Source organism: Sphingomonas sp. (genome assembly GCF_035317925.1).
Lineage (GTDB): Bacteria > Pseudomonadota > Alphaproteobacteria > Sphingomonadales > Sphingomonadaceae > Sphingomonas_I.
The window spans coordinates 1-20,712 of record NZ_DATHFV010000084.1 but is presented as its reverse complement, the minus strand read 5'-3'; the positions used below and the strand labels follow the sequence as shown (position 1 = coordinate 20,712).

18 protein-coding genes and 1 tRNA gene are annotated in these 20,712 nt (G+C 62.1%); 9 read left to right on the top strand and 10 right to left on the bottom strand.

Features of this window, described 5'->3' with window-relative positions:
* Positions 1–49 precede the first annotated feature (49 nt).
* A complete protein-coding gene (locus VK533_RS06425; RefSeq protein ID WP_324376035.1) occupies positions 50–1,174 on the bottom strand; it encodes a hypothetical protein in 1,125 nt (374 codons plus the stop codon).
* A gap of 161 nt (positions 1,175–1,335) precedes the next feature.
* Here VK533_RS06425 and VK533_RS06420 point away from each other — a divergent pair.
* A tRNA-Thr gene (locus tag VK533_RS06420) sits at positions 1,336–1,411 on the top strand.
* Positions 1,412–1,509: 98 nt separating this feature from the next.
* Here the strand turns inward: VK533_RS06420 and VK533_RS06415 are convergent.
* From VK533_RS06415 to VK533_RS06405, 3 genes are read right to left on the bottom strand one after another with little or no spacing between them, the layout of a single operon-like run.
* On the bottom strand, positions 1,510–2,697 hold the full coding sequence (locus VK533_RS06415; RefSeq protein ID WP_324376034.1) for a HupE/UreJ family protein: 1,188 nt from the start codon (positions 2,695–2,697) through the stop codon (positions 1,510–1,512).
* On the bottom strand, positions 2,694–3,584 hold the full coding sequence (locus tag VK533_RS06410; protein ID WP_324376033.1) for a peptidylprolyl isomerase: 891 nt from the start codon (positions 3,582–3,584) through the stop codon (positions 2,694–2,696). The genes VK533_RS06415 and VK533_RS06410 overlap by 4 nt, the downstream gene beginning before the upstream one ends.
* Positions 3,581–4,384 carry a c-type cytochrome gene (locus VK533_RS06405; protein WP_324376032.1) on the bottom strand — a complete coding sequence of 268 codons (804 nt, stop codon included), beginning with the start codon at positions 4,382–4,384 and terminating at the stop codon, positions 3,581–3,583. The genes VK533_RS06410 and VK533_RS06405 overlap by 4 nt, the downstream gene beginning before the upstream one ends.
* Before the next feature lie 171 nt (positions 4,385–4,555).
* Between VK533_RS06405 and VK533_RS06400 the strand changes: the two genes are divergently transcribed.
* Positions 4,556–5,899: a helix-turn-helix domain-containing protein gene (locus tag VK533_RS06400; protein ID WP_324376031.1), complete on the top strand. Its 1,344-nt coding sequence runs from the start codon at positions 4,556–4,558 to the stop codon at positions 5,897–5,899.
* Between the two features lie 80 nt (positions 5,900–5,979).
* Here the strand turns inward: VK533_RS06400 and VK533_RS06395 are convergent, their stop codons facing one another.
* From VK533_RS06395 to VK533_RS06370, 6 genes are all read right to left on the bottom strand, one after another.
* Positions 5,980–6,465 (bottom strand): GlcG/HbpS family heme-binding protein, encoded by a 486-nt coding sequence (locus VK533_RS06395; protein ID WP_324376030.1) that lies wholly within the window; start codon positions 6,463–6,465, stop codon positions 5,980–5,982.
* A gap of 116 nt (positions 6,466–6,581) precedes the next feature.
* On the bottom strand, positions 6,582–7,073 hold the full coding sequence (locus VK533_RS06390) for a DUF6644 family protein (RefSeq protein WP_324376029.1): 492 nt from the start codon (positions 7,071–7,073) through the stop codon (positions 6,582–6,584).
* 30 nt (positions 7,074–7,103) lie between these two features.
* Positions 7,104–7,652, bottom strand: coding sequence for a DUF6644 family protein (locus VK533_RS06385; protein ID WP_324376052.1), 549 nt, complete (start codon positions 7,650–7,652; stop codon positions 7,104–7,106).
* Between the two features lie 108 nt (positions 7,653–7,760).
* Positions 7,761–8,915, bottom strand: coding sequence for a Gfo/Idh/MocA family oxidoreductase (locus tag VK533_RS06380; RefSeq protein WP_324376028.1), 1,155 nt, complete (start codon positions 8,913–8,915; stop codon positions 7,761–7,763).
* A complete protein-coding gene (locus tag VK533_RS06375; RefSeq protein WP_324376027.1) occupies positions 8,912–9,970 on the bottom strand; it encodes a sugar phosphate isomerase/epimerase in 1,059 nt (352 codons plus the stop codon). The genes VK533_RS06380 and VK533_RS06375 overlap by 4 nt, the downstream gene beginning before the upstream one ends.
* Before the next feature lie 244 nt (positions 9,971–10,214).
* Complete coding sequence (locus VK533_RS06370) at positions 10,215–11,219, bottom strand: LacI family DNA-binding transcriptional regulator (RefSeq protein ID WP_324376026.1); 1,005 nt, start codon at positions 11,217–11,219, stop codon at positions 10,215–10,217.
* A 448-nt stretch (positions 11,220–11,667) separates the two neighbouring features.
* Between VK533_RS06370 and VK533_RS06365 the strand changes: the two genes are divergently transcribed.
* The 7 genes from VK533_RS06365 to VK533_RS06335 form a co-directional block, all read left to right on the top strand.
* Positions 11,668–13,170 (top strand): MFS transporter, encoded by a 1,503-nt coding sequence (locus VK533_RS06365; RefSeq protein ID WP_324376025.1) that lies wholly within the window; start codon positions 11,668–11,670, stop codon positions 13,168–13,170.
* A gap of 242 nt (positions 13,171–13,412) precedes the next feature.
* A complete protein-coding gene (locus VK533_RS06360; RefSeq protein ID WP_324376024.1) occupies positions 13,413–15,788 on the top strand; it encodes a TonB-dependent receptor in 2,376 nt (791 codons plus the stop codon).
* 27 nt (positions 15,789–15,815) lie between these two features.
* On the top strand, positions 15,816–16,709 hold the full coding sequence (locus VK533_RS06355) for a class II aldolase/adducin family protein (RefSeq protein WP_324376023.1): 894 nt from the start codon (positions 15,816–15,818) through the stop codon (positions 16,707–16,709).
* 139 nt (positions 16,710–16,848) lie between these two features.
* The gene (locus VK533_RS06350) at positions 16,849–17,721 is read left to right on the top strand and encodes a fumarylacetoacetate hydrolase family protein (RefSeq protein ID WP_324376022.1); all 873 of its coding nucleotides are present in this window, start codon (positions 16,849–16,851) and stop codon (positions 17,719–17,721) included.
* A 38-nt stretch (positions 17,722–17,759) separates the two neighbouring features.
* Positions 17,760–18,815 (top strand): gentisate 1,2-dioxygenase, encoded by a 1,056-nt coding sequence (gene gtdA / locus VK533_RS06345; protein ID WP_324376021.1) that lies wholly within the window; start codon positions 17,760–17,762, stop codon positions 18,813–18,815.
* Complete coding sequence (locus VK533_RS06340) at positions 18,808–19,767, top strand: D-2-hydroxyacid dehydrogenase family protein (protein WP_324376020.1); 960 nt, start codon at positions 18,808–18,810, stop codon at positions 19,765–19,767. Before gtdA ends, VK533_RS06340 begins: the two co-directional genes overlap by 8 nt.
* Positions 19,768–19,805: 38 nt before the next feature.
* Positions 19,806–20,712, top strand: a 907-nt coding sequence (locus VK533_RS06335) for an MmgE/PrpD family protein (RefSeq protein ID WP_324376019.1), incomplete at its 3' end; no start/stop codon positions are given.

Below are 20,712 nucleotides of genomic sequence, written 5' to 3'. Positions count from 1 at the left end.
GCTTGTGTGACAGTCGGGACAACCCGCTGCGGGTTTCGCTGTAAGCCGCTCAGCCTGCGCGGCGCGCACGGGCGAGCGCGGCGCCGGTGAAGAGATCGTCGGCGGGTACCGAGGCGATCACGTCGACGCCCTGCGGCGCGCGGCGGCCGATCAGCAGCATCAGATCGTCGTCGATCGAAAGGTGGATATGGCCGATCGGATCCTGCGCGTCGGCCCAGACCTGGCTGGCTTCAGTCTCGCCCGCATGGCGTTCGGCGCGGCGTGCCCTGCGTTCGGCGATCGCGACCGCGACGTGGCCGCCGCCATGATTGTCGAGCCAGGCCGCGACCCGGCCCGGCCCGAGGCCGAGGCGGTTGGCATGATCCAGCGTGGCGGCATAACGGATGCGTTCGATCCGGCGCAGATCGGTGCCGAACACCATCCGCACGATCTTGCGGGCTGTCAGCGCCGTGTCGCGCGCGGCGAGCAGATAATCATAGGCCGCGCCCAAAGCGGCATGGAGGCTGGCGTCGCTGCGCGTGCGATCGGTCGCGGCCAAGGCGGCCCAGGTGCGCGCGGCGGCGAGACGCTGATCGAGCGGCTGCGGTGCGACCGTCTCGCTCGCGATCTGCGCGGCGCCGGGGCCGTCGCCCCATGCGCACACAACCGGCGCACTGGCGCGCGACGCCATCACGCTGTCGATCGCGGCGGCGATATCGGGTGCGGCCTCGACCGCGGCGACCTGTCTCCAGCTCATCACGCCATAGACGGAGGCGAGATCGCCATCTTCATTGGAGAAGGGCAGGAGGATGCCGCGATGGAGCAGGCGCGTATCAGCGCGGCCGGCGCATTCGGCCTCGAACCCGACCGGTGCCTGATAGGCGACGATATCGGAGAAGCGGCGCAGCAGCTCACCCAGCAAGGAACCTTGCGGCACATCGGCCAGCGTGGGGCGGATGGCGTTGACGTCGCCTTCGTCGCGCAATTCGCGGCCGAGATAGGCGATCACCGGGGTACCGCCTTCCGCCTGGAGATCGACCAGCACGCTGCGATGCGCGAAGGCGGCCATATAATCGGGATCGAGATCGGCGATGCAGGGCATGCGGCGGCCGTGGAGCAGCGACACCCAATAATCGTAGGCGCGCGCATGCATGCGCCGTTCGCGCCCGAAGACGAAGACGGGCTCGTCGCCCATCCCTGAATGCGTTGGCGTTGCGATCGCGGTTGCGCCGGTCATGGAACCCACCCTGTTGTATTCCACCAACGGCAATGCGCCCGGGAAGTTTAAGAAGGGGTGAAGGCGGGAAGGGGTGTTGTCAGGCGGCGGAAGCGCTGGTAACGGCCCGCTTCCGGCGCGCCGCCTTAGCTCAGCTGGTAGAGCATCGCATTCGTAATGCGGGGGTCACAGGTTCGAGTCCTGTAGGCGGCACCACATCTTCCCAAAAAAATATACGAGAGTCCGGCCGTTCCGCTGGTGCAAAAATCGCTGCGTGTTTCCGTGGATTCGTCGCGCTTTATATAAATCTCTAGCTAAAAACTGCGACCGACGAACCAGTAGGTGCCGATCGCGACAAGACCCGCCGCGCAAACATCGACCACCATGGGTCGCGGCAGTGTCAGTTTCATCCGGCGCAGCAGCACGACCGAGCCGCTGAGCACGCTCACCACCGTTAGCTGGCCGATTTCGACGCCGAGGTTGAAGCCGACCAGCAGTTCCGCCAGCTGTGCCCGCGGGATCGCCTCGTTGAGCAGGTCGGCGGCGAAGCCGAAGCCATGGATCAGACCGAAAATCAAAGTCACCACCAGCCGAAGCCGGCCGGCATCGCGCACATGGCCAGAGACCATCAGGTAATTCGCGGAAAACAACCCCGCGCCGATCAGCAAAAGCGGTGGAAGCAGCCCGATACCGCCAAGCCGGAGCGCTGCCATCGCGACCAGCACGCCACCCGTCCACAAGGCCAGCAGGCCGGGCCGTCGTGCCTGGACTGCGATATTCTCCACCCCGATCAGCGCGATCGTCAGCGCCACCAGCGCGTCGATAAATTCGGCGTGCGGACGGATGACGCCAGTGACGGCGAGCGCCAGGGTCAGGCTATGACCGAGCGTGAAGCCGGTGATGACGAAGGCGAGATCGCGGAAGCGGCGCGAGATCAGCACCAATCCGAGCAGGAATGACATGTGGTCGACGCCTGTGAAGATATGCATCACGCCCATCTTCACGAAGGTCAGAAAACCTGCGCTTTCCAAGCCAGAACCGTTCGCACCGTCCATCTCGATCGTCTGCTGATCGGAGGTGAGGACCTGCTCAACGAAGTCGCCCGATGGCGTTTGGATCTGGGCCAGATCGACGTGCGTCGGCACCAGCTCGAAAAAGGCCGCAAAGCGCAACACGAGCGCTTTGGCCGAGGGGCAGGCGAACAAAAATTCGACACGACGATAGCCCGATGCCGCCGCGACGGCGCGCGGCTTGATCGCGGAGGTGCAGGGCGCGTCGCCGCTCGCGACGCCGACTTTGGGTGCCAGATAGCTGATCAGCTGCGGATCGTTGGGCGGGCGTCCGTCGTGCGTGATCCGTCGCGCCTCGGCGTCGGGCAGCGATACGGTGAGATGAACGGAACTGCCGTCGACCAGCCAGCTCGTATGCGACTCGCTGCGCGTATGCGCGCCGGCCGGGGCGAGCGCGAGCAACGCCACCAATAGAGCAAGGAACCGTATCACAGCAGCGCCGCTGCGATCTTCACGTCGGCGCGCTTGCGAAGGAAGCGCTCGTTGCCCGCCTGAAGACGGGCAACCTTGGCGAGGAGGAAGTCGCGCAAGACGCGATCCCGTACCTGGTCATAGCCCATCGCCCGCGGGCGATTGTTGGCTACCATCTGCAGGATGTGGAAGCCGTCGGGCTGCTCGATCGGATCGGATATCTCTCCGTCCTTCAGCCCGCGCGCTGCGGCGAACAGGTGGTCGCCAAGGTGGATGCGGGCAGCGAAATAAAATTCTTCGCCGTCATCGACCCGGCCGGCGGTTTTCAGCCCGAGTGCGGTTGCGGCGGTTCTGGCGCGCAGTGCGGCAACCGTGCGGGCCGCGGTCGCGATATCCCCCCGAAGCAGATATTCGTGCAGGATCATCGTCCCTTCGCTCGCATAGCGATCGGGGTTCGCGGCGTAGAAGGTGCGCAATTCCTCTTCGGCGGGCCTGGCGGTCATGGCATCCTGCGCCACCTGCGCCTCCGTAGCGTTGATCAGGGCCTGGCGAACGTCGATGTCGTCGTTGGGCAGCCCCATCTCGATGCCACGCTGCACGAACAACTCCTCGCGGATCATGTCGTCGAGCACCTTGCGCTTCTGCTCGGGCGTCGCCTGGGTGAGGCCGACATCGTAAAGCGCGCGAAGCTGACCGATCATATCGGCCATGAGGATGGGCACGTTGTTGACGATCGCGGCATCCTCGGCGGGAACGGTGGCGGTCCGTGTCCCCTGCGCGGTGAAGAGTCCGACCCCGGCGATAACGAGACCCAGGATCGCACCCGCACCGCACAACCAGAGCGAACGCCGGGCATTCGGTTGCGCCCAGTCCCAGCGATCATTTGCGGTCGGGTGCGTATCGGTCATCGGCGGCTGGCCTTCGTCGGAGCGAGCGATGCGACGTAGACGGCTACATCGCGAAGTTGCGCGGCGGTGAGAATCCGATCGAAGGCGGGGCTCATGCCCGCACGCCCATAAGCGATCGATTGATAGATCGCGTCGTGCCCGCCATCGCCGTAGAGCCAGACAGAGTCCGAAAGCGCAGGCGCGCCAATCGCGGGGTCCCCTCCCGCATCGCCGGCGTGGCAATCCCAGCAGCCCGCCGCACCCTTGAACAGCTTCTGGCCCCGCCGAGCGGCGGCGATGTCGGTAGCGTGGTCCGTGAACCAGAGCAGCCCTTGGGTAACATCCTCGATCTGCGCAGGCGTCAGCGATGGCGTAGACGATTGCGGCGGCGGGGATTTGCCCTTGGGGGGAAGCACGGTGCCAATATGCGCCGGCATCGAGGCAAGGTTTGCGCCGCGGCTGTCGTGCGCGCGGATGCCGTAGCGCGCGATATCCTCGATTTCAGAGACGAGCCCGCTGCCGAAGAGATGATCGTCGTCGGTCAGGTCCGGAACGCCAACCTGACGATCGCCCTTTCCGTCCTGTCCGTGACACGAAGCGCAATGCGCAGCAAATACTGTCCTGCCCTCGCGCAGGGTAGTCTCGCGCATCACAGGGTCAGGAAGAATTGCCTCGGGATCGGCCCGCAGGACCGTGTTCTGCGCGTGATCGGCATGTGCCCGGATGCCCAAAGCGGTCACGAGCGCGAGCAGGAGCGCCGCAACGGCGATGCGACGGCGCTTGATCGAACCGGCTTTTGATGGGTGCAACGGATTGGACATTCGAGGGCAATGTCTTTGTCCGCATCGGCCATGTCCAGCACGCTACCGTAAAGCTCCACGTTACTCGGCCACGGCTCTGGATCCGCGGGCATTCCTTCATGCGTTCCAGCACTTCGCCCCAACGTTACTTCATGTTACAGCGCCGAAATGCTTGCTGGGGACCCTCCAAGAATGCTTGCCGACGACCCCTATCGCCTGAATCTTGCTTCGGAGGCGGGGCGTGTGCGTGAGGCAGGCGCTCTCGGTCGCTCGGACGTGCTGGTGCGATTGTTCGACTTTCTGCTTCAGTGCTCGCTCGAATCCCGCGCGCCGAAAGAAATCGAAATCGCCCAGGAGGTGTTCGGCAAAGGCGGCGGAGTGGATTTGTTCGAGGATGCCTCGGTTCGCGTCTACATTCACCGGCTGCGGCGCAAGCTCCAGGAATTCTACAGTGCAAATCCAGCCGCCCAGCGGCTCGCCATACCCTTGGGCGAATATCGCTTAATACTCACCGACAGTGCCAAGCCGTCACCGGGCGAAGCCGGAGCCGAGGCGGCGGATGCAGAAGCCAGTCCGCCATCCGCGCGTATGCGCTGGTGGAAAACGAGACGCAGTTGGGTCGCGCTCGGACTGTTCGCCGTCGTGATGAACATCGTTGCCTGGTATGTCGTCGCGAACCGCCAGCCTGCGAGCGTGTTCGCCGCGGCCGAGCGGACTGCCTTTTGGCAACCGCTCGTCACGAGCGACCATCCCACCTTCATCGTCATCGGCGATTATTTCATCTTTGGCGAGGCGACCAACACGAAAGTCGAGCGGCTCGTCCGCGACTTCGGAATCAACTCGCGCGAGGACCTCGATCGCTATCTGATGGACAATCCAAAGGATGCGGGCCGCTACGTTGATTTGAACCTGCATTACCTGCCCGTAAGCACAGCCTATGCGCTGCGCGAACTGGTGCCGCTGGCCGTCGACGTATCGGCCCACGGTGCGAGCTCTCTACGTCTGCTGACGATGTCGCGGATCACGGCTGAAAGACTGAAGAGCCGAAACATCATCTATGTCGGGTACTTCAGCGGGCTGGGCTGGCTGCGCGATCCGCTGTTCGCCGTATCGGGCTTTTCGGTCGGCTCCAGCTATGACGAGCTGATCGATCGCGCCACCGGGCACCATTTTCTGTCGGATGCGCTCGAGAGCAACGAAGGCGGCACGCCGCGGCGGGATTATGGTTACCTGGCGAGCATGCCCGGGCCGGCCGGCAACCGTATTCTCATCGTCGCCGGCACCCGGGATGCGGGCGTGATGCAGGCGGCGGAAGTTGCCGCGGATCCAAGTCAGCTTGCGAAGATTGCGGCGCAGACGGGCGGGGCCGATGCATTTGAGGCGCTGTTCGAGGTGCGCACGATCGGAAATCTCAATATCGACAGCACGTTGGTAATCGCCCGCCCGCTTCGTGCCGGCGGGCCCTGGCGCTCCGATACGTCGATCCACCAACGCTTCCCCGATCAATCGAAGGAGGAGCGTGCGCCCACGCCCTGACTATCCTATTTCAATTTGGACCGGCCCCATGGGCCGGGACGCTGACGCCGACCCAGAATGTCGAGGACAAACCCTGCGCCTCAGCGCAAGGTCTCGGAGATCGCCGCAAGGCCGGCGCGCGCGCAGTCCTCGTCCTGAGCGCCCTGCGCCGCGCCGCTCACCCCGATAGCGCCCAGGAATTCGCCGCGGGCGCTGATCGGCAACGCGCCCGTGCCGCCCGAAAGCCGCGGATCGACAGATTGCATCGACGCCGCGAATACCGGATTGGCGTGCACGCGTGCGCCGAACTCGGCCGAACTTGTTTGAAACATAACGCTGGCGCGCGCCTTGCGCTGGGCGATCTCGACGGAGATCGGTATCACCGCCGGACTTGCGGCGAGTAAACGCATGGTCCCGTCGCGATCGAGTATCGCCACTGCGACCTCAAATCCGCCAGCCTTGCATTGCGCGATCGCCGCACTTGCCGCCTTCATCGCGGCCTCGACGGGCAGCAGGTGGCGGACGAGTAATGGGGACGCGCCCTGGGCGTTTGCGGAGGACCATGACGATAGCAGCACGGCGCTCACCAGCGCTCGACTAAACAAGGGCCTAAGCATGAGATTTCTCGCATAATTGGAGCAGGGTCTTCGCTCGCGGCGGCCGTTCAGGCTGATGCTAAAGAATGACGCCCGTCGACTGCGCATCAAATTGTGAACCCAACCCATCGCGCGAAGAAGACGACGCCTATCCAGAGGGCAAGCGACGAGAAGCCAGCTACCTTGGCCGCCGTCGGCGTCTCGGAGAGTTCGTCCCACAAATGCATGTTGCGCTGGGTAACGAGGTGAAAGGCGGCCATGTTGAGACCGGCGAGCAGCATCAGCGCCATCTTGCACTGAAACTGCGTGTTGTAGGCGTAGGTGGTCGCGTTCGAGAGGAACAACAGCGATCCGAACACAACCGCGAGCACGAAAGCGACCCAGGTGAACGGCAGGAGTTCGAGGGTCAGTTGGCGTACGCTGCGCTTATGCGCGGGTAAGCCCAACAGCCGCAGGTCGATGATCGCGATGGTTCCTACCACGGTGACGATGCAGAGCACGTGGAGCGATTCAAGCCAGGGAAAATAGGATTCCCCCTCTCGGATCGCGACGGATATTGGCAGGTCGTTGAGGGTCTGGAAAAAGTCGGCGAGGGCCATTTGCGCGCTCCGTGAAGTGATTGGGCCGGCTCAGACGATGGCGTAGGCTATCCAGCGGCCGCAAAAGATGATGAGGATCCAGATCGCCAACGCCAGCAGGCCCAACGGTTTCACCAGCAGGGACCATATGCGCGACTGGTTCCCCAGATCCTCGCGCAACATCGGCACGCGCATGATCAGGGTGAGGAAGAAGGCGATCACCACCAGACCCATCTTGGTCCAGAAGATCCAATTCTCCAGTTCGCGCGCCGGCTCGCCGATGATCATCACCAGGCCGGTGAGCAAGAGGATCGCGAGCCCCGCCCACAGCCAGGGCATGTAACGCCGGAAAACGATTGCAGCGCTTTCGGTCCTCGCGATGAAGCCGGCCAGCTTCAGATCAAGCACGATCGCCGAACCCATCAGCATCGAGATCGCAATAATGTGGATGCTCTGGACGGTCGGAATGATCCAGGTATTGCTTTGAATACCCTGACTGATGTGCGTATTGTAAAGCCATTCCGAAAAGGCGGCGATAGACATGCGTATTCCTGCTCCACGTTTTATCTGTTCGGCTAATCGCGTGAACGAGCACAGCACAGGCGACAAGAAGATAACCGTTTCATTGCACGTTACCGTACGGTTATGCTGACACTGTTACGGCCGAATAAGTAGGAAGGTTTGTCCGAACGTCGCGCCGGGCCTTGGTCAATTTATTTTTGTCCAGGCTCCCCCGCCGGTATGTGACCGGATAGCGGCTGCGATAAATTCGATGCCGCGCAGCCCGTCTTCGACGGTCGGCAAAAGGCTTTCGCCTGGCGCTCGATCTTCAACATTGTCGTGCTGACGGATGAGCGCGACGAAATCCGAATAAAGCTGCGCGAAAGCCTCGATGTAACCCTCGGGATGGCCCGCCGGGAGTGTGGTGAATCCAGAGCCCACGCCATCCGCGCCACGAACCAACATCTGCGTGGGCTGGCCCCGCGTGCTAAGTACAAGCTCGTTGGGATGCTCGTGCCCCCATTCGATTGAGCCCGTCTCGCCAAATACCCGCAAGCGCAGGGCATTGGCGCAGCCGACGGCAACCTGGCTCGCCCATAACATGCCCGCTGCCCCGCCCTTGAACCGCAGAAGCATGCGTGCGTCGTCATCCAACGTGCGGCCCGGTACAAAGGACGACAGGTCAGCGGCGAGCTCTTCACACCGCAGGCCGGACACGAATTCGGCGAGATGAAAAGCGTGGGTGCCGATATCCCCCAGTGCGCCGCCGGAGCCATTTCGCGCGGGATCGGTCCGCCAAGCAGCTTGCTTGTTTCCATCATGCTCGACGTCGGTGCTGAGCCAGGATTGCGGATACTCGACCTGCACCATGCGGACGGCGCCGATCGACCCGGCCGAGACGGTTTCTCGTGCCCGACGGACCATGGCGTACCCTACATAAGTGTGCGCAACGCCGAAGACCCTGTTCGAGCGGCGGACCCGATCGACCAGATCGGCCGCCTGAGCGCAGTTCAGCGCGAGCGGCTTTTCGCACAATATGTGGAAGCCATGATCCAGGAAGGCCCTCGCGGCATCATAATGCACGTCGTTCGGCGCCACGATTGCAACCGCTCGAGCCCCGTCGGGCCGCGCGCTCTCCGCCGCGGCCATGAGGCTGTAATCGGCATAGCTGCGATCAGGCGCCACCCCGATCGAGGCGGCACTCCTCGCCCCTCGCTCGCCATCTGACGAAAATGCGCCGGCGACGAGATCGAACTCGTCGGTGAGCCGCACCGCCATGCGATGTATTGCGCCGATAAACGCGCCCTCGCCCCCGCCGACCATTGCAAGCGGGATTAGCCTTTTGGATTGGGCCGATTTCACGCACGGAGCCCCATTGCCGCCCGAATCTGAGCCCGGTCGATCGGGGAACCGGCGAAGTCGTCGAAGGCCGTGTCCGTCACCTTGATGATATGTTCGGCGATGAATTTTGCGCCCTCGGCGGCGCCTACCTGCGCGTCCTTGAGCGCACATTCCCACTCCAGCACGGCCCAGCCTGGAAAGTCGTACTGCGCCATGCGCGAAAATATCCCGACGAAATCGATCTGACCGTCACCCAGAGATCGGAAGCGGCCAGGTCGATCGACCCACGCTTGATACCCGCCGTACACACCAACCCGGGGTGACTGCCTGAACTCAGCATCCTTCACGTGGAACGCGCGGATGCGCTCGTGATAAGCATCGATAAAACCTAGATAATCCATATGCTGCAGGAGCAGGTGGCTCGGATCGTACAGGATGTTACATCGCGCATGCGAACCAACGCGCTCCAGGAACATCTCGAAAGTGATCCCGTCGTGCAGATCCTCGCCCGGATGGATTTCGTAACAAACGTCGACGCCGACCTCGTCGAACGCGTTGAGGATCGGACGCCACCGTCGTGCGAGTTCGTCGAACGCCTCCTCCACCAAGCCCGCGGGCCGTGCAGGCCAAGGATAGAAATAGGGCCAGGCGAGAGCGCCGGAGAAGGTCACATGGGCCGCGAGGCCCAGGTTCTGAGACGCCTTGGCGGCGAGCACCAGCTGATTGCTTGCCCAAGCGGTTCTCGCCTGCGTGTTTGAGCGAACAGAGGCGGGGGCGAATCCATCGAACATGAGGTCATAGGCCGGGTGTACCGCAACCAGCTGGCCCTGGAGATGCGTGGAGAGCTCGGTGATCGCGATCCCGACCTCGGCAAGACGGCCTGAAAGATCCTGACAATAAGTCAGGCTTTGGGCTGCCGTTTCCAGGTCGAACAGGCGCGGTTCCCATGTGGGTATCTGGATGCCGATAAACCCGAGGTCCGCTGCCCAGTGCGCAATGCCGTCAAGCGAATTGAAGGGAGGCTGATCCCTGACGTACTGGGCCAGAAACAGCGCCGGCCCTTTGATATCCTTCACCTACAATCCACTTCCACGTCATGATACGAGCAAATGTAATAGATTACATATGGGGTTGAGCGAGTCGACCCAAATCCAGCTTCATCCAGATTCAAAGCCGATCATCCGGACGTGAACGCGTAAAGCTGGGTGGGGTGGCGCAGGCTTAATCGGCACGGGGCTGATGAAGGGTGGTGCGCGTTGGCGCTCTTGGGCGAGGGGCAGGCGGCTCCGTCGCCGACGAAGCCTTATGATACAGCGCGCGTTACGAGCGCTGTGGAGCTCTTGCGGTGCTCTGCCGCTCGATAAGCTGGTGCGGCAAGGTGACGGTCGAGCGGATCTCCTCCCCGTCGATGATGCGCAGCAGGATGCCGACGGCCTCCTCGCCGATCTGCCTGGTCGGCTGGGCCACGGTTGTCAGGGTCGGCGTGAGGAAGCGCGCCAGCTGGATATTGTCGAACCCGATCACCGACACATCCTGGGGGCAGGAAAGGCCTGCCTGGGTAATCGCGTGCAGTACGCCCATCGCCATTTCGTCGCTGAAGCTGAAGATGGCGGTAACACCCTCAGCGATGAGCGCGCGGCCATGCTCCACGCCACACTCGACCGAGAAATCGCCGTGTTGAATCCTGAGCCCCCGGCTGATCAAGTGGCGGGCCGCCGCACGTTCGACCCCATAAAGCCGATCGCGGCTGAGCGGACTAACCAGCGGCCCGGTGATGATTCCTATGTCCCGATGACCAAGGCCTGCGAGGTGGTCGATCGCGTCGGCCGCGGCCAAGGCATTGTCGATATGAACCGAAGGCACATCAAGCCCAGGACTATATTCACAGCCGTTCACGATAGGGGCTTGTCGGCCGGGTTGCTCCAGCAAAGCCTTTAGTTTTTCGGGGAGGCGGTGGCCGAGAAAGACGAATCCATCCACGTCGCGATGGAGCAGCATGGCCGCATACTGGTTCTCCAGCACTGCGTCATGTTGCGTGTCGCCCAGGATCACCGCGTATCCGGCAAGACGCGCCCGTTCCTCGGCGCCCTGAATGAGCGCGGCGAAAAATGGGTTCGCGATGTCCGGGACAGTCACGAGGATCTTCGATGCCCGAAAGGTTCGAAGCATGCGCGCGGCATGATTGGGTTCGTATTTAAGCTCGGCGATCGCCTTCTGGACGCGCTCCCGCGTTTGCTCGGAAACCTTCTCCGGCCGGCTGATAACCCGCGACACGGTGGCAGTGGAAACAGCGGCGCGCTTCGCGACGTCAATGATATTTGTCATCGCCTCATTCTTCGTTCGCCGGAGCCTCATTCATCCAGTCGTCTGCAGCACCACCATTACCTAGTGTTGCAGTGCAACGTTGCTTCACGGAGCTGGATTGCCGGATGCATCAACGGCACCTTAGCGAGTGTAACGGTGAAAGCGAACGGTTACATCGCTCGGTCGGCGGGCCGGGCTATTACCCGCTGCGTCACACGCGGCTCGCGGTACTTGCATTGACCCGACAGCCTCACCCTCGCCTCCAACAGAAACCAAATCGTCGGACAGATTTACGTCGATTCCGGTGCGTGTAACGGCCAAATCGAACAGTTACACCTCTTCCGCCAGCAGGCAATATTGGAGCCTGCCGCAGTTGACATTCAAGAGCAATGTAATCGATTGTTTGCGGGAACACTGTTGCTCCAGAACTCGTCAGCCATGCCGGCGAACTCTTCATCAGAAGGTCTGCATGACCAACGCCGCACAGCCGATCGATCGGTCCATCTTCATCACCAGTTTCGCCGCGATCACGGCAACCTCGTTCTGCTTTGTACTCCGCGCGTTGGTGATTGACGCCTGGGGCGTCGAATTCGCGCTGACGGAGACCCAGAAGGGTGAATTGCTGGGGGTTGGCCTGTGGCCGTTCGCCATCAGCATCGTGCTGCTCAGCCTGGTGATAGATCGTATCGGCTTCAAGCGAACACTGTGGTTCGCCGTTGCCTGCCACAGCTGCGGATTGGCGATCCTCCTCATGGCCGGGGGCTATTGGTCGCTCTATTGCGGCACTTTCATCATGGCGCTCGGCAACGGCGCGGTGGAGGCATCGGTCAACCCGCTGATCGCCACGGTGTATGCCCATGACAAGCCGCGCTGGCTCAACCGGCTTCACGCCGCATGGCCCGGCGGGATGGTCCTCGGCGGTCTGCTCGCGATCTGGCTCGGCGATGGCGTGAGCTGGCGCGCGAAGGTGGCGCTCATGGCCGCGCCGATACTCATCTATGCCCTGCTGCTGGTTCGCCGGCGCCTGCCGGCCAGCGAGCGCGCGGCCGCCGGTGTGCCCTATCGCACGATGCTGAGTGAGGCCGGCTATCTGAGCGCGCTGATCATAGTCGCGATGATGATGCTGGAAATTGGCCGCGTATTCAGTCTGTCCGGTACGCTGACGCTGGTGCTGATAGCGGCGCTGACGATTGTGTGCGCTTACTATGCGCGTTCGGCCGGCCGGCCGCTCTACGTCATCCTCTTGCTGCTGATGATCCCGCTCGCCATCACGGAGTTGTCGACCGACAGCTGGATTTCCTCGCTCATGCAGCCGGAAATGGGCAGGATCGGCCTGCAGGCAGGGTGGGTGCTGGTCTACACCTCGGCCATCGTATTCGTCGTACGACTGTTCGCGGGTTCGATTATCAGTCGACTGACGCCGTTCGGCACCCTGGCTATCGCCTCGGGCCTTGCCGCGGTCGGCCTGCTTTGGCTGGCGGGCGCCAGCGGGTCGGCTCTGCTTGCCGCCGCCACTCTCTATGGCATCGGGAAGAGCTTCTTCTGGGGGACCAGCCTCGCCGTCGCATCGGAGCAATTCCCGCGGGGCGGTGCGGTCACGCTGAATGTCATGGCCGGTTCGGGGATGCTCGCCGCCGGTATCATGGGATCGGTTCTGCTGGGAACCCTGCAGGATGGCGCGGTCGCTCGTAAGGTTGCAACGGGCAATTCGCATCTTGCTGCGACCTATCTGACCGAACAGCGCACGAGTGTGTTCGGAAGCTATGTCGCGCTCGACGCGAAGAAAGTGGCGACAGCCCCGCCCGCCGACAAGGCTGCGCTCGCTACGGTAGAATTGGCGGGCAAGAAGAGCGCACTCACCGCCGTCGCCAGGCTGCCTATCCTGATGCTGTGCGTCTATTGCGCGCTCATACTGATTTTCCGTCGCCGCGGTGGCTATCGCCGCGTCACGCTTCCCCAAAACGCAGGATGACGTGCAAATTTACCCCCTTGATCGCGCGCAATGTATTCGATTACATGGCGACGAGAAGCTGGTCAGCGTCCCAATGCGAAGGGCGCAGACGCCAAGCTTCTGGGAGGCATTGGGGGAGAACTCCTGTCAGCCTCTATATTAATGGGACAAATTTGCGGCTCTTCGTCGATCACTAGTGAAGCATCACAGAGAATACGGCGAAATGTTGCAACTATAATAAGAATTTAAGAGAGGGGATATTTATGCGTTTCACTAAGGTTTGCTGGGAATCATCCGCTTTTGCCTTGGCGATGGCGTCCATGACCATATTTGGCGGCGCCGCGAGCGCGCAGACTGCGCCGGCCGCGGAGCCTCAGGCCGCCTCGGCTGCGCAGCCTTCCGTTCAGCCGGCCGCCAGCAGCGCGGCCACTGATGCTGGCGCCAATGGCGAGGTTATAGTCACCGGCAACCGCCGTGAATCTCGCCTGCGGGATGTCCCGATCTCGATCGCGGTCGTGTCGGGCGAAAAGCTTGCCTCGTCCGGCTACACCACGGCGTCCGATCTTCAATATCTCGTGCCGGCCGTGAACTACAATCCGCAGATCGGGGCGGGTTTCCTCGTCCGCGGCTTCGGCAGCCAGGGCTTCGATTACAATATCGAAAAGGCGGTCGCTGTCGTTGTTGACGACGTGGTTCAGGGGCTGCCCCGGAGCATCGGCTTCAATACGCTGGCCGACATCGAACGGATCGAAGTCCTTGAGGGGCCTCAGGGTACGCTGTTCGGCAAGAACGCCTCTGCGGGCGTCATCTTCGTGGTCACGCGCAAGCCTCAACTCGGCGTCTTCAGTGCTTCCGGTAGCGCGCGGTATGGGACCGACAATGAATCCCAGATCGAGAGCACCGTTAACCTGCCGGTTACGGCGAACGTAGCCGCGCGCATCACGGGCACCTACCAACGTCGGGATGGATATCTCACCAACGAATTCAATGGGTTCAAGGGCGGTGGATACCGGGATTATTCGCTGCGCGCAAAACTGCTCTGGGAGCCCTCTTCCGACTTCAACATCTACCTGCTTGCGGAGGTGCAAGACCATAGGGACGACGGCACCAATACGATCGAGACGATCCGCAGTTTCCCGACGCCGGTACCCCCCGTTTTGCCCACGTCCCAGACGGCGCTCGATTTTGCAGCCTTGTCTGCGCCCTACGGCATCGTCTTTGGCCCGCATAATCGCGAATATGTCAATAATGACCCGGTGCAGGCGTTCGTTCGACAGAAAGGTGTCCAGGGGACATTAACCTATCGTCTCGGCGGCTATACCCTGACCGCCATCTCTGCCTACAAGACCCAGTCGAGCGGAAATCAAACCGATGGCGATTACTCGGCAACGGACTTCAATAAATACAATGTTGGCACGCTGAGCGCGCACCAGCTTTCGCAAGAGGTGCGAATTAACTCACCGGTGGGCGGATTTGTGGACTTCGTCGTCGGCGGATACTTCTTCGATCAAAACGTTTCTGCCGCCGAAAATCAAGGCGGCACGCGCAATCGGGTTCTTCCTGCTAACACATATGTGGGTACGAATGGAGACACCGCGAACTATACCGCAAGATCCAACAGCCTTGCGGCATTCGGCGAGGCCAACTTCCATCTGACCCAGAAGATTACGGCTGTTTTTGGCGGGCGCTTCACGCACGATAGGGTTGGCGCTTCTTATTTTTCGTCGGTCGATCCGCACTTCAATTTCATAGGCACGCCGCCGCCCAACGTTTCGGATACCGCCGGCAAGGATGACCTCTCGGTCAAGGGTACGCTGCAATATAAGCCGACCTCCAATCTCATGCTCTACGCGACCTATGCGCAGGGCTATAAGGCGCCGGCCATCGGAACGACGCGCGGTACGCTCGCCAAAGTACGGCCGGAAACGGTCAATAACTACGAGGTTGGCTTCAAGACCCAGCTTTTCGATCGCCTGCTTTCGCTGAACGGCTCGTTCTTCATCGAAGACTTCAAGGATTTGCAGACCAGCACGATCGTTTTCCGACCCGATGGCACTTTCACTGTTGTTTTGGCGAATGCGCCTGGTGTCCGTTCCAAGGGCGTCGAACTCGACGCTGCTGTGCATCCGGCCCGGGATTTCAGTCTGACCGGCAGCCTTTCCTACAATCCCACCAAATACACGACGTTCCTAACGTCCTGCTATCCGGGGCAGGCCGTCAATCCTGCGCCGGGTCCTGGTTGTTATGCAACCGGCGGATCCAAGCTTTTCGATGCTTCGGGTTTGCCTTCGATCAATGCGCCGAAGACGACTTTCAATGTGGGCTTCGACTATAGTCCGCAGATCAGCGCGAAGCTGCGCCTGATCGCGAACGCCAATTATAGCCACCGGTCGAGCGCCTACACTACTGCAGGCGATCCGAACACGATCATCCCCGGTTATGGGCTGTTGAACGCCAACCTCGGTGTCGGCGCGCTCGACGGATCGATCAAGGTTTCGCTCTACGCCCGCAATCTTCTGAACAAGTTCTTCCTGGTGCGCGTCCGCGCACTGCAGTTCGCGGGCCCCGGCAGTTACCAGAATACCGTTGCGCTGGAGGCCCAGAGAACCGTGGGGATCAAGTTGGATTACTCTTTCTGAGCATCCGACCGCTTGAACGCGGCGGGGTTGGGTTTCGCCCAACCCCGCATCGCCGGCCAATCCGGACGAGGTTATCTCTTGGGAAGCAAAGACATGCGTAGGGACGAGAGTTGCTTTATCGACCGCCGGGCGTTTTGTGGCGCGGGCCTTGCGATAGTGGCCTGTACGGCGGCGGGCGCACAGGCGCCCGCGCCGCTGCCCCCCGAGCAGTTTCCCCTGGATACCGAAGAACAGCGGATCGCCGATCTCGTTACCGCCAACCACATCCTGGCGGATCAGGGCGTGCTGGACAGCTATGGGCACGTCACGGCCCGGTCCCTGAAAAACCCGAAGCATTTCCTCATGTCGCGGAACCGGGCGCCAGGCCTGGTGACCGCCGAAGACATCATGGAGTTCGACGAGAACAGTCTCCCGGTCGATCAGAAGGGGCGGCAGATCTACAACGAACGCTTCATTCACGGCGAAATCTTCCGGGCGCGGCCGGATGTGATGGCGGTCGTGCACAGCCATGCGCCGGATGTGCTGCCGTTCAGTGTCACGGATGCGCCTTTGAAGGCGATGATCCACATGGCCCACTTCATAGGATCAGACCCCGTCCCCGTGTTCGATCTCGAGACGGTCGAGGGCCCCAGAAACGGGATGCTGGTGCTGAACTCCCGAGCTGGTGCGGCTCTGGCCCAGAAGCTTGGCAACCGTAATCTCGTGCTGATGCGCGGGCACGGCATGACCGTGGTCGGTCCCAACGTTCGGCGCGCAACTTACAATGCCGTGTACACGCAGATCAACGCCCGTGCGGAAATGGAAGCCCTTAAGTTGGGCAAGCCAAAATTCATGAACGAGTTTGAAGTTCAGCGTGTCGGTCAAATCAACAGAGCGTGGGAGGCCTGGGCCGATCATGCGAAAGGTGCAAGATCATCATAACTCGCGCGATATATAAGTCATAAGAGAAATTTGTACGCAGGGTATCTAATAAAGTTCGCGATAAACTTTCCATTATTTGAACGGATATCGCGACATACTTGAAAAACCTGCTTCCTAAAGCGTCATATAGGATCAAGCCGTGAAACTGGTGAGCTACAACGGAAAGCGCCTTGGCGTCATTCGGGACGACAAGGTCGTGGACGTTTCGGACCTGGTGGCAACCTCTGTGGGGGAGTGGCCGCCGGTTGGGATGAACCGGCTGATCGCCCACTATCACGGCAAGCTTCCAGCGCTTGAGGCCGCCGTCGCCGGGCGGCCAGGGCAACCGCTGGATTCGGTAAGGCTGGACACCCCGGTGCCGTGGCCGAGCAAGATAATCGCCTACCCCGCGAACTATCACGCGCACGCGGAGGAAATGGGGCGCGACTATCGTGCCAACACCCAGGGCTTTTTCCTGAAGCCGCCATCGTCGCTCAGCGGCCCCAATGATCCGATTGTTCTCCCGGTCAATGCCGGCCGGCGCATCGACCACGAGTGCGAGCTCGGAATCATCATCGGCAGGGCTTGCCGCGACGTGCATCGCGACGACTGGCGTGACTGCGTTTTTGGCTACACCCTGCTCATCGACGCGGTGATCCGCGGCAAAGAGGAGCGGGTCGCGCGCAAGGCGTTCGACACCTTCTGCCCCGTCGGCCCCTGGATCGTGACGGCCGACGAGGTTGGCGAGCCAAACGATCTGCGCGGCCGTCTCTGGGTGAATGACGAGTTGCGTCAGGACGCGAATACGCGGGATCTGGTGCTCGACGTGCCGGGGATGGTCGAAATGGCTTCCTCGATCATGACGCTCTACCCGGGCGACATCATCGCCGCAGGCACGCCCGAGGGCGTCGGTCCGATCCGGGACGGCGAAACGGTGACCATCGAGTTCGATCGCATCGGCGCGATGAAGCTGAACGTGATCCAGGGCGATACCGGCAAATATTCATTGTTCGCGCAGCCAGCCCAAGCCTGACGCCCTGGGCGCGGCGAGTCCCGAAATGGAGTGATGGGATGTCCGGAGTAGAGGATTCGAACGCGGCGCTCGCGCAGTTTTCGAGCGAGATCAGCAGCATGGATATGTCTCCGCTGTGGGAGCGGGAGCCCGGCGCGATGGCGCCGGGAACGCGGTGCGTGCCGCATATCTGGCATTACGCCGACGTGCGTCCGGCGCTGATGCAGTCCATCGGTCTCATCAGCAAGCGTCAGGCGGAGCGGCGCGTGCTGGTGCTCGAGAATCCCAGCCTTCGCGGCAGCACCTTTATCGCCAACTCGCTCTACGCCGGCCTGCAGGCGATTGCGCCGGGCGAGGTCGCGCCGTCCCATCGTCACACGCCGAACGCGCTCCGCTTTCTGGTGGAGGGGGAGGGGGGCTATACCGCCGTCGGCGGCGAGCGATCGACGATGCGTCCCGGAGACTTCGTCGTCACGCCGAACTGGGCCTGGCACGATCATGGAAACTTAGGGACCGGGCCGGTGGTGTGGCTGGACGGTCTGGACACGGCAATCCCGAAGTTTTTCGGCGCGACCTTCCGTGAGGATCACGGCGAAGAAGCACATCCAATCGTGCGGTCGGAAGGTGAGTCCCTGGCCGCCTATGGCGCCAACATGCAGCCGCTTACCGCGCCTGCCGACAACCTCCATTCGCCGATCCTCCTCTACCCCTACGTCCGCTCCCGCGAAGCGCTGGAACGACTCAAGCAAGCCGGCTCCATTCACTCGGCGCATGGCGCCAAGCTCCGTTACAGCAATCCGGTAACGGGGGGACATCCGTTCCCGACGATGGCGGCATTCATGCAGCTGCTTCCCGACGGCTTCCAAGGGCGTCGTTATCGGAGCACCGAGAACGCCGTCTTCGTGGTGGTCGAAGGCCACGGGGTGGCCGAAGTCGAGGGCCGCCAATTGGCGTTCGGACCGCGCGACGTATTCGTCGTGCCTGCCTGGTCTTATTTGCGTTTCGCCGTCGAAGAACAGGCGGTGCTTTTCAGCTATTCCGATCGCGCGGCACAGGAGAAACTGGGCTTCTGGCGGGAAGAGCTGCAAGGCGAGAACGGACCGCCAGATGCTTAAGGTCGCGGTGCTGGACGACTATCAGCGTGTCGCCAAACGCTTTGCGGACTGGAGCAAGCTGGAATCGCGCTGTTCGGTCGAGATATTCGACCGGCACCTGGGGGATATCGACGAGGCCATCGCTGCCCTGATCGACTTCGACATCATCTGCCTGCTGCGCGAACGCATGGCCATGCCCGCAGCACTGATCGAGCGCCTGCCCAAGTTGAAGCTCATCTGTGCAACGGGTGCGCACAATCGCACGCTCGATCTGCAGGCGGCGCAAGCGCAGGGCATTGTGGTTTCCCACACGCGCAACGCTTCAACCGAGAACCCGACCGCCGAGCTGACCTGGGGGCTAATCCTCAGCGCCGCGCGCCGCATCGACCTGGAGAATCGCAACGTTCGGACCGGCGGCTGGCAGACGACCGTCGGCCTGACACTGCACGGCCGGACGCTCGGCGTGCTTGGACTTGGCCGTCTGGGCAAAGTCGTGGCCCGCATCGGCGCCGCCTTTGGCATGGAGATTATCGCCTGGAGCCCCAACCTGACGGAGGAACGGGCCGCTGAGGCGGGCGTGCGCCTGGTCTCCAAGTCCGAATTGTTCGCCGAAAGCGACGTCGTCACGATTCACATGGTGTTGAGCGAAGCCACGCGCGGCCTCGTCGGTGCTGAAGAGCTGGCGCTCCTCGGCGAGGATGGCATCCTGGTCAACACCTCGCGCGGGCCGATCGTCCACGAGGACGCACTGATTGCGGCCCTGCGTGAGCGGCGCCTGGGCCTCGCGGCGCTCGATACGTTTGATGTCGAGCCTCTGCCGGAGGGGCATCCCTTCCGCGCAATGGAGAACGTGCTGGCTACGCCGCACCTCGGTTACGTCACGGCAGAGACCTACCAGGTCTTCTATCCGGATGTTGTTGAAAACATTGAAGCATTCTTGTCCGGACGGCCAATCCGGCTGCTTCAGCACTGACAGTCACAACCCTAGTCGCGTTGCCCATCGGAGAGATCATGGACGAAACCGTTGCCGTTACCCGCACCCTTGCCCGCTATGTCGTGGATGCGCAGTATTCCGACATACCGAGCGCCGTCCGCAAGGAGGCGGTGCGTTCGCTGCTGAACTGGGCCGGCTGCGCCATCGGCGGCAGCGGTCACGAGGCAGTCGATCGGGCCCTGCTGGCGGTGAAGCCATTTGCGGGCGCGCCCGAGGCCGGCATCCTCGGTCGTCGCGAGCGGACAGACGTGCTCAACGCGGCCTTGCTCAACGGTATCTCCAGTCACGTGTTCGATTTTGACGACACGCATTTGAAGACGATCATTCATCCCGCAGGCCCGGTCGCCTCGGCGCTCCTGGCGCTTTCGGAGCGACGGCCGATGACGGGCGAAGAGCTTCTGCACAGCTTCATTCTCGGGGTCGAAGTAGAATGCCGTATCGGCAATGCGGTCTATCCCGCGCACTACGACATCGGCTGGCACATCACCGGAACCGCAGGCGTGTTCGGCGCGGCGGCGGCCGTAGGCAAGGTGCTTGGTCTTGATGTGCAGCAAATGACCTGGGCACTGGGGATCGCGGGAACCCAATCGTCCGGATTCCGCGAAATGTTCGGCACCATGTGCAAGAGTTTGCATCCCGGCCGGGCCGCGCAAAACGGCCTGCTTTCAGCCCATCTCGCACAGCAGAACTTCACCAGTTCCGACAGGGTGCTCGAAGCGCCGCGCGGCTTTGGGTTCGTGATGTCGGCGGACCGTGATTTCAACGAGGTGACGAAAGAGTTTGGGGAGCATTTCGAGATCTCCCTCAATACCTACAAACCTTTCGCCTGTGGCATCGTCATCCATCCGTCCATCGACGGTGCGGTGCAGTTGCGCGACGAGCACGGCCTGACCGCCGACATGATTGACCGGATCGATCTGCGGG

What these genes read in the sequence shown, in the direction of transcription:
- VK533_RS06400 (WP_324376031.1), top strand. Translation starts at nt 4,556, where the DNA reads ATGCTTGCCGACGACCCCTATCGCCTGAATCTTGCTTCGGAGGCGGGG.
- gtdA (WP_324376021.1), top strand. Translation starts at nt 17,760, where the DNA reads ATGTCCGGAGTAGAGGATTCGAACGCGGCGCTCGCGCAGTTTTCGAGC.
- VK533_RS06360 (WP_324376024.1), top strand. Translation starts at nt 13,413, where the DNA reads ATGCGTTTCACTAAGGTTTGCTGGGAATCATCCGCTTTTGCCTTGGCG.
- VK533_RS06370 (WP_324376026.1), bottom strand. Translation starts at nt 11,219, where the DNA reads ATGACAAATATCATTGACGTCGCGAAGCGCGCCGCTGTTTCCACTGCC.
- VK533_RS06405 (WP_324376032.1), bottom strand. Translation starts at nt 4,384, where the DNA reads ATGTCCAATCCGTTGCACCCATCAAAAGCCGGTTCGATCAAGCGCCGT.
- VK533_RS06410 (WP_324376033.1), bottom strand. Translation starts at nt 3,584, where the DNA reads ATGACCGATACGCACCCGACCGCAAATGATCGCTGGGACTGGGCGCAA.
- VK533_RS06425 (WP_324376035.1), bottom strand. Translation starts at nt 1,174, where the DNA reads ATGGGCGACGAGCCCGTCTTCGTCTTCGGGCGCGAACGGCGCATGCAT.
- VK533_RS06340 (WP_324376020.1), top strand. Translation starts at nt 18,808, where the DNA reads ATGCTTAAGGTCGCGGTGCTGGACGACTATCAGCGTGTCGCCAAACGC.
- VK533_RS06365 (WP_324376025.1), top strand. Translation starts at nt 11,668, where the DNA reads ATGACCAACGCCGCACAGCCGATCGATCGGTCCATCTTCATCACCAGT.
- VK533_RS06390 (WP_324376029.1), bottom strand. Translation starts at nt 7,073, where the DNA reads ATGGCCCTCGCCGACTTTTTCCAGACCCTCAACGACCTGCCAATATCC.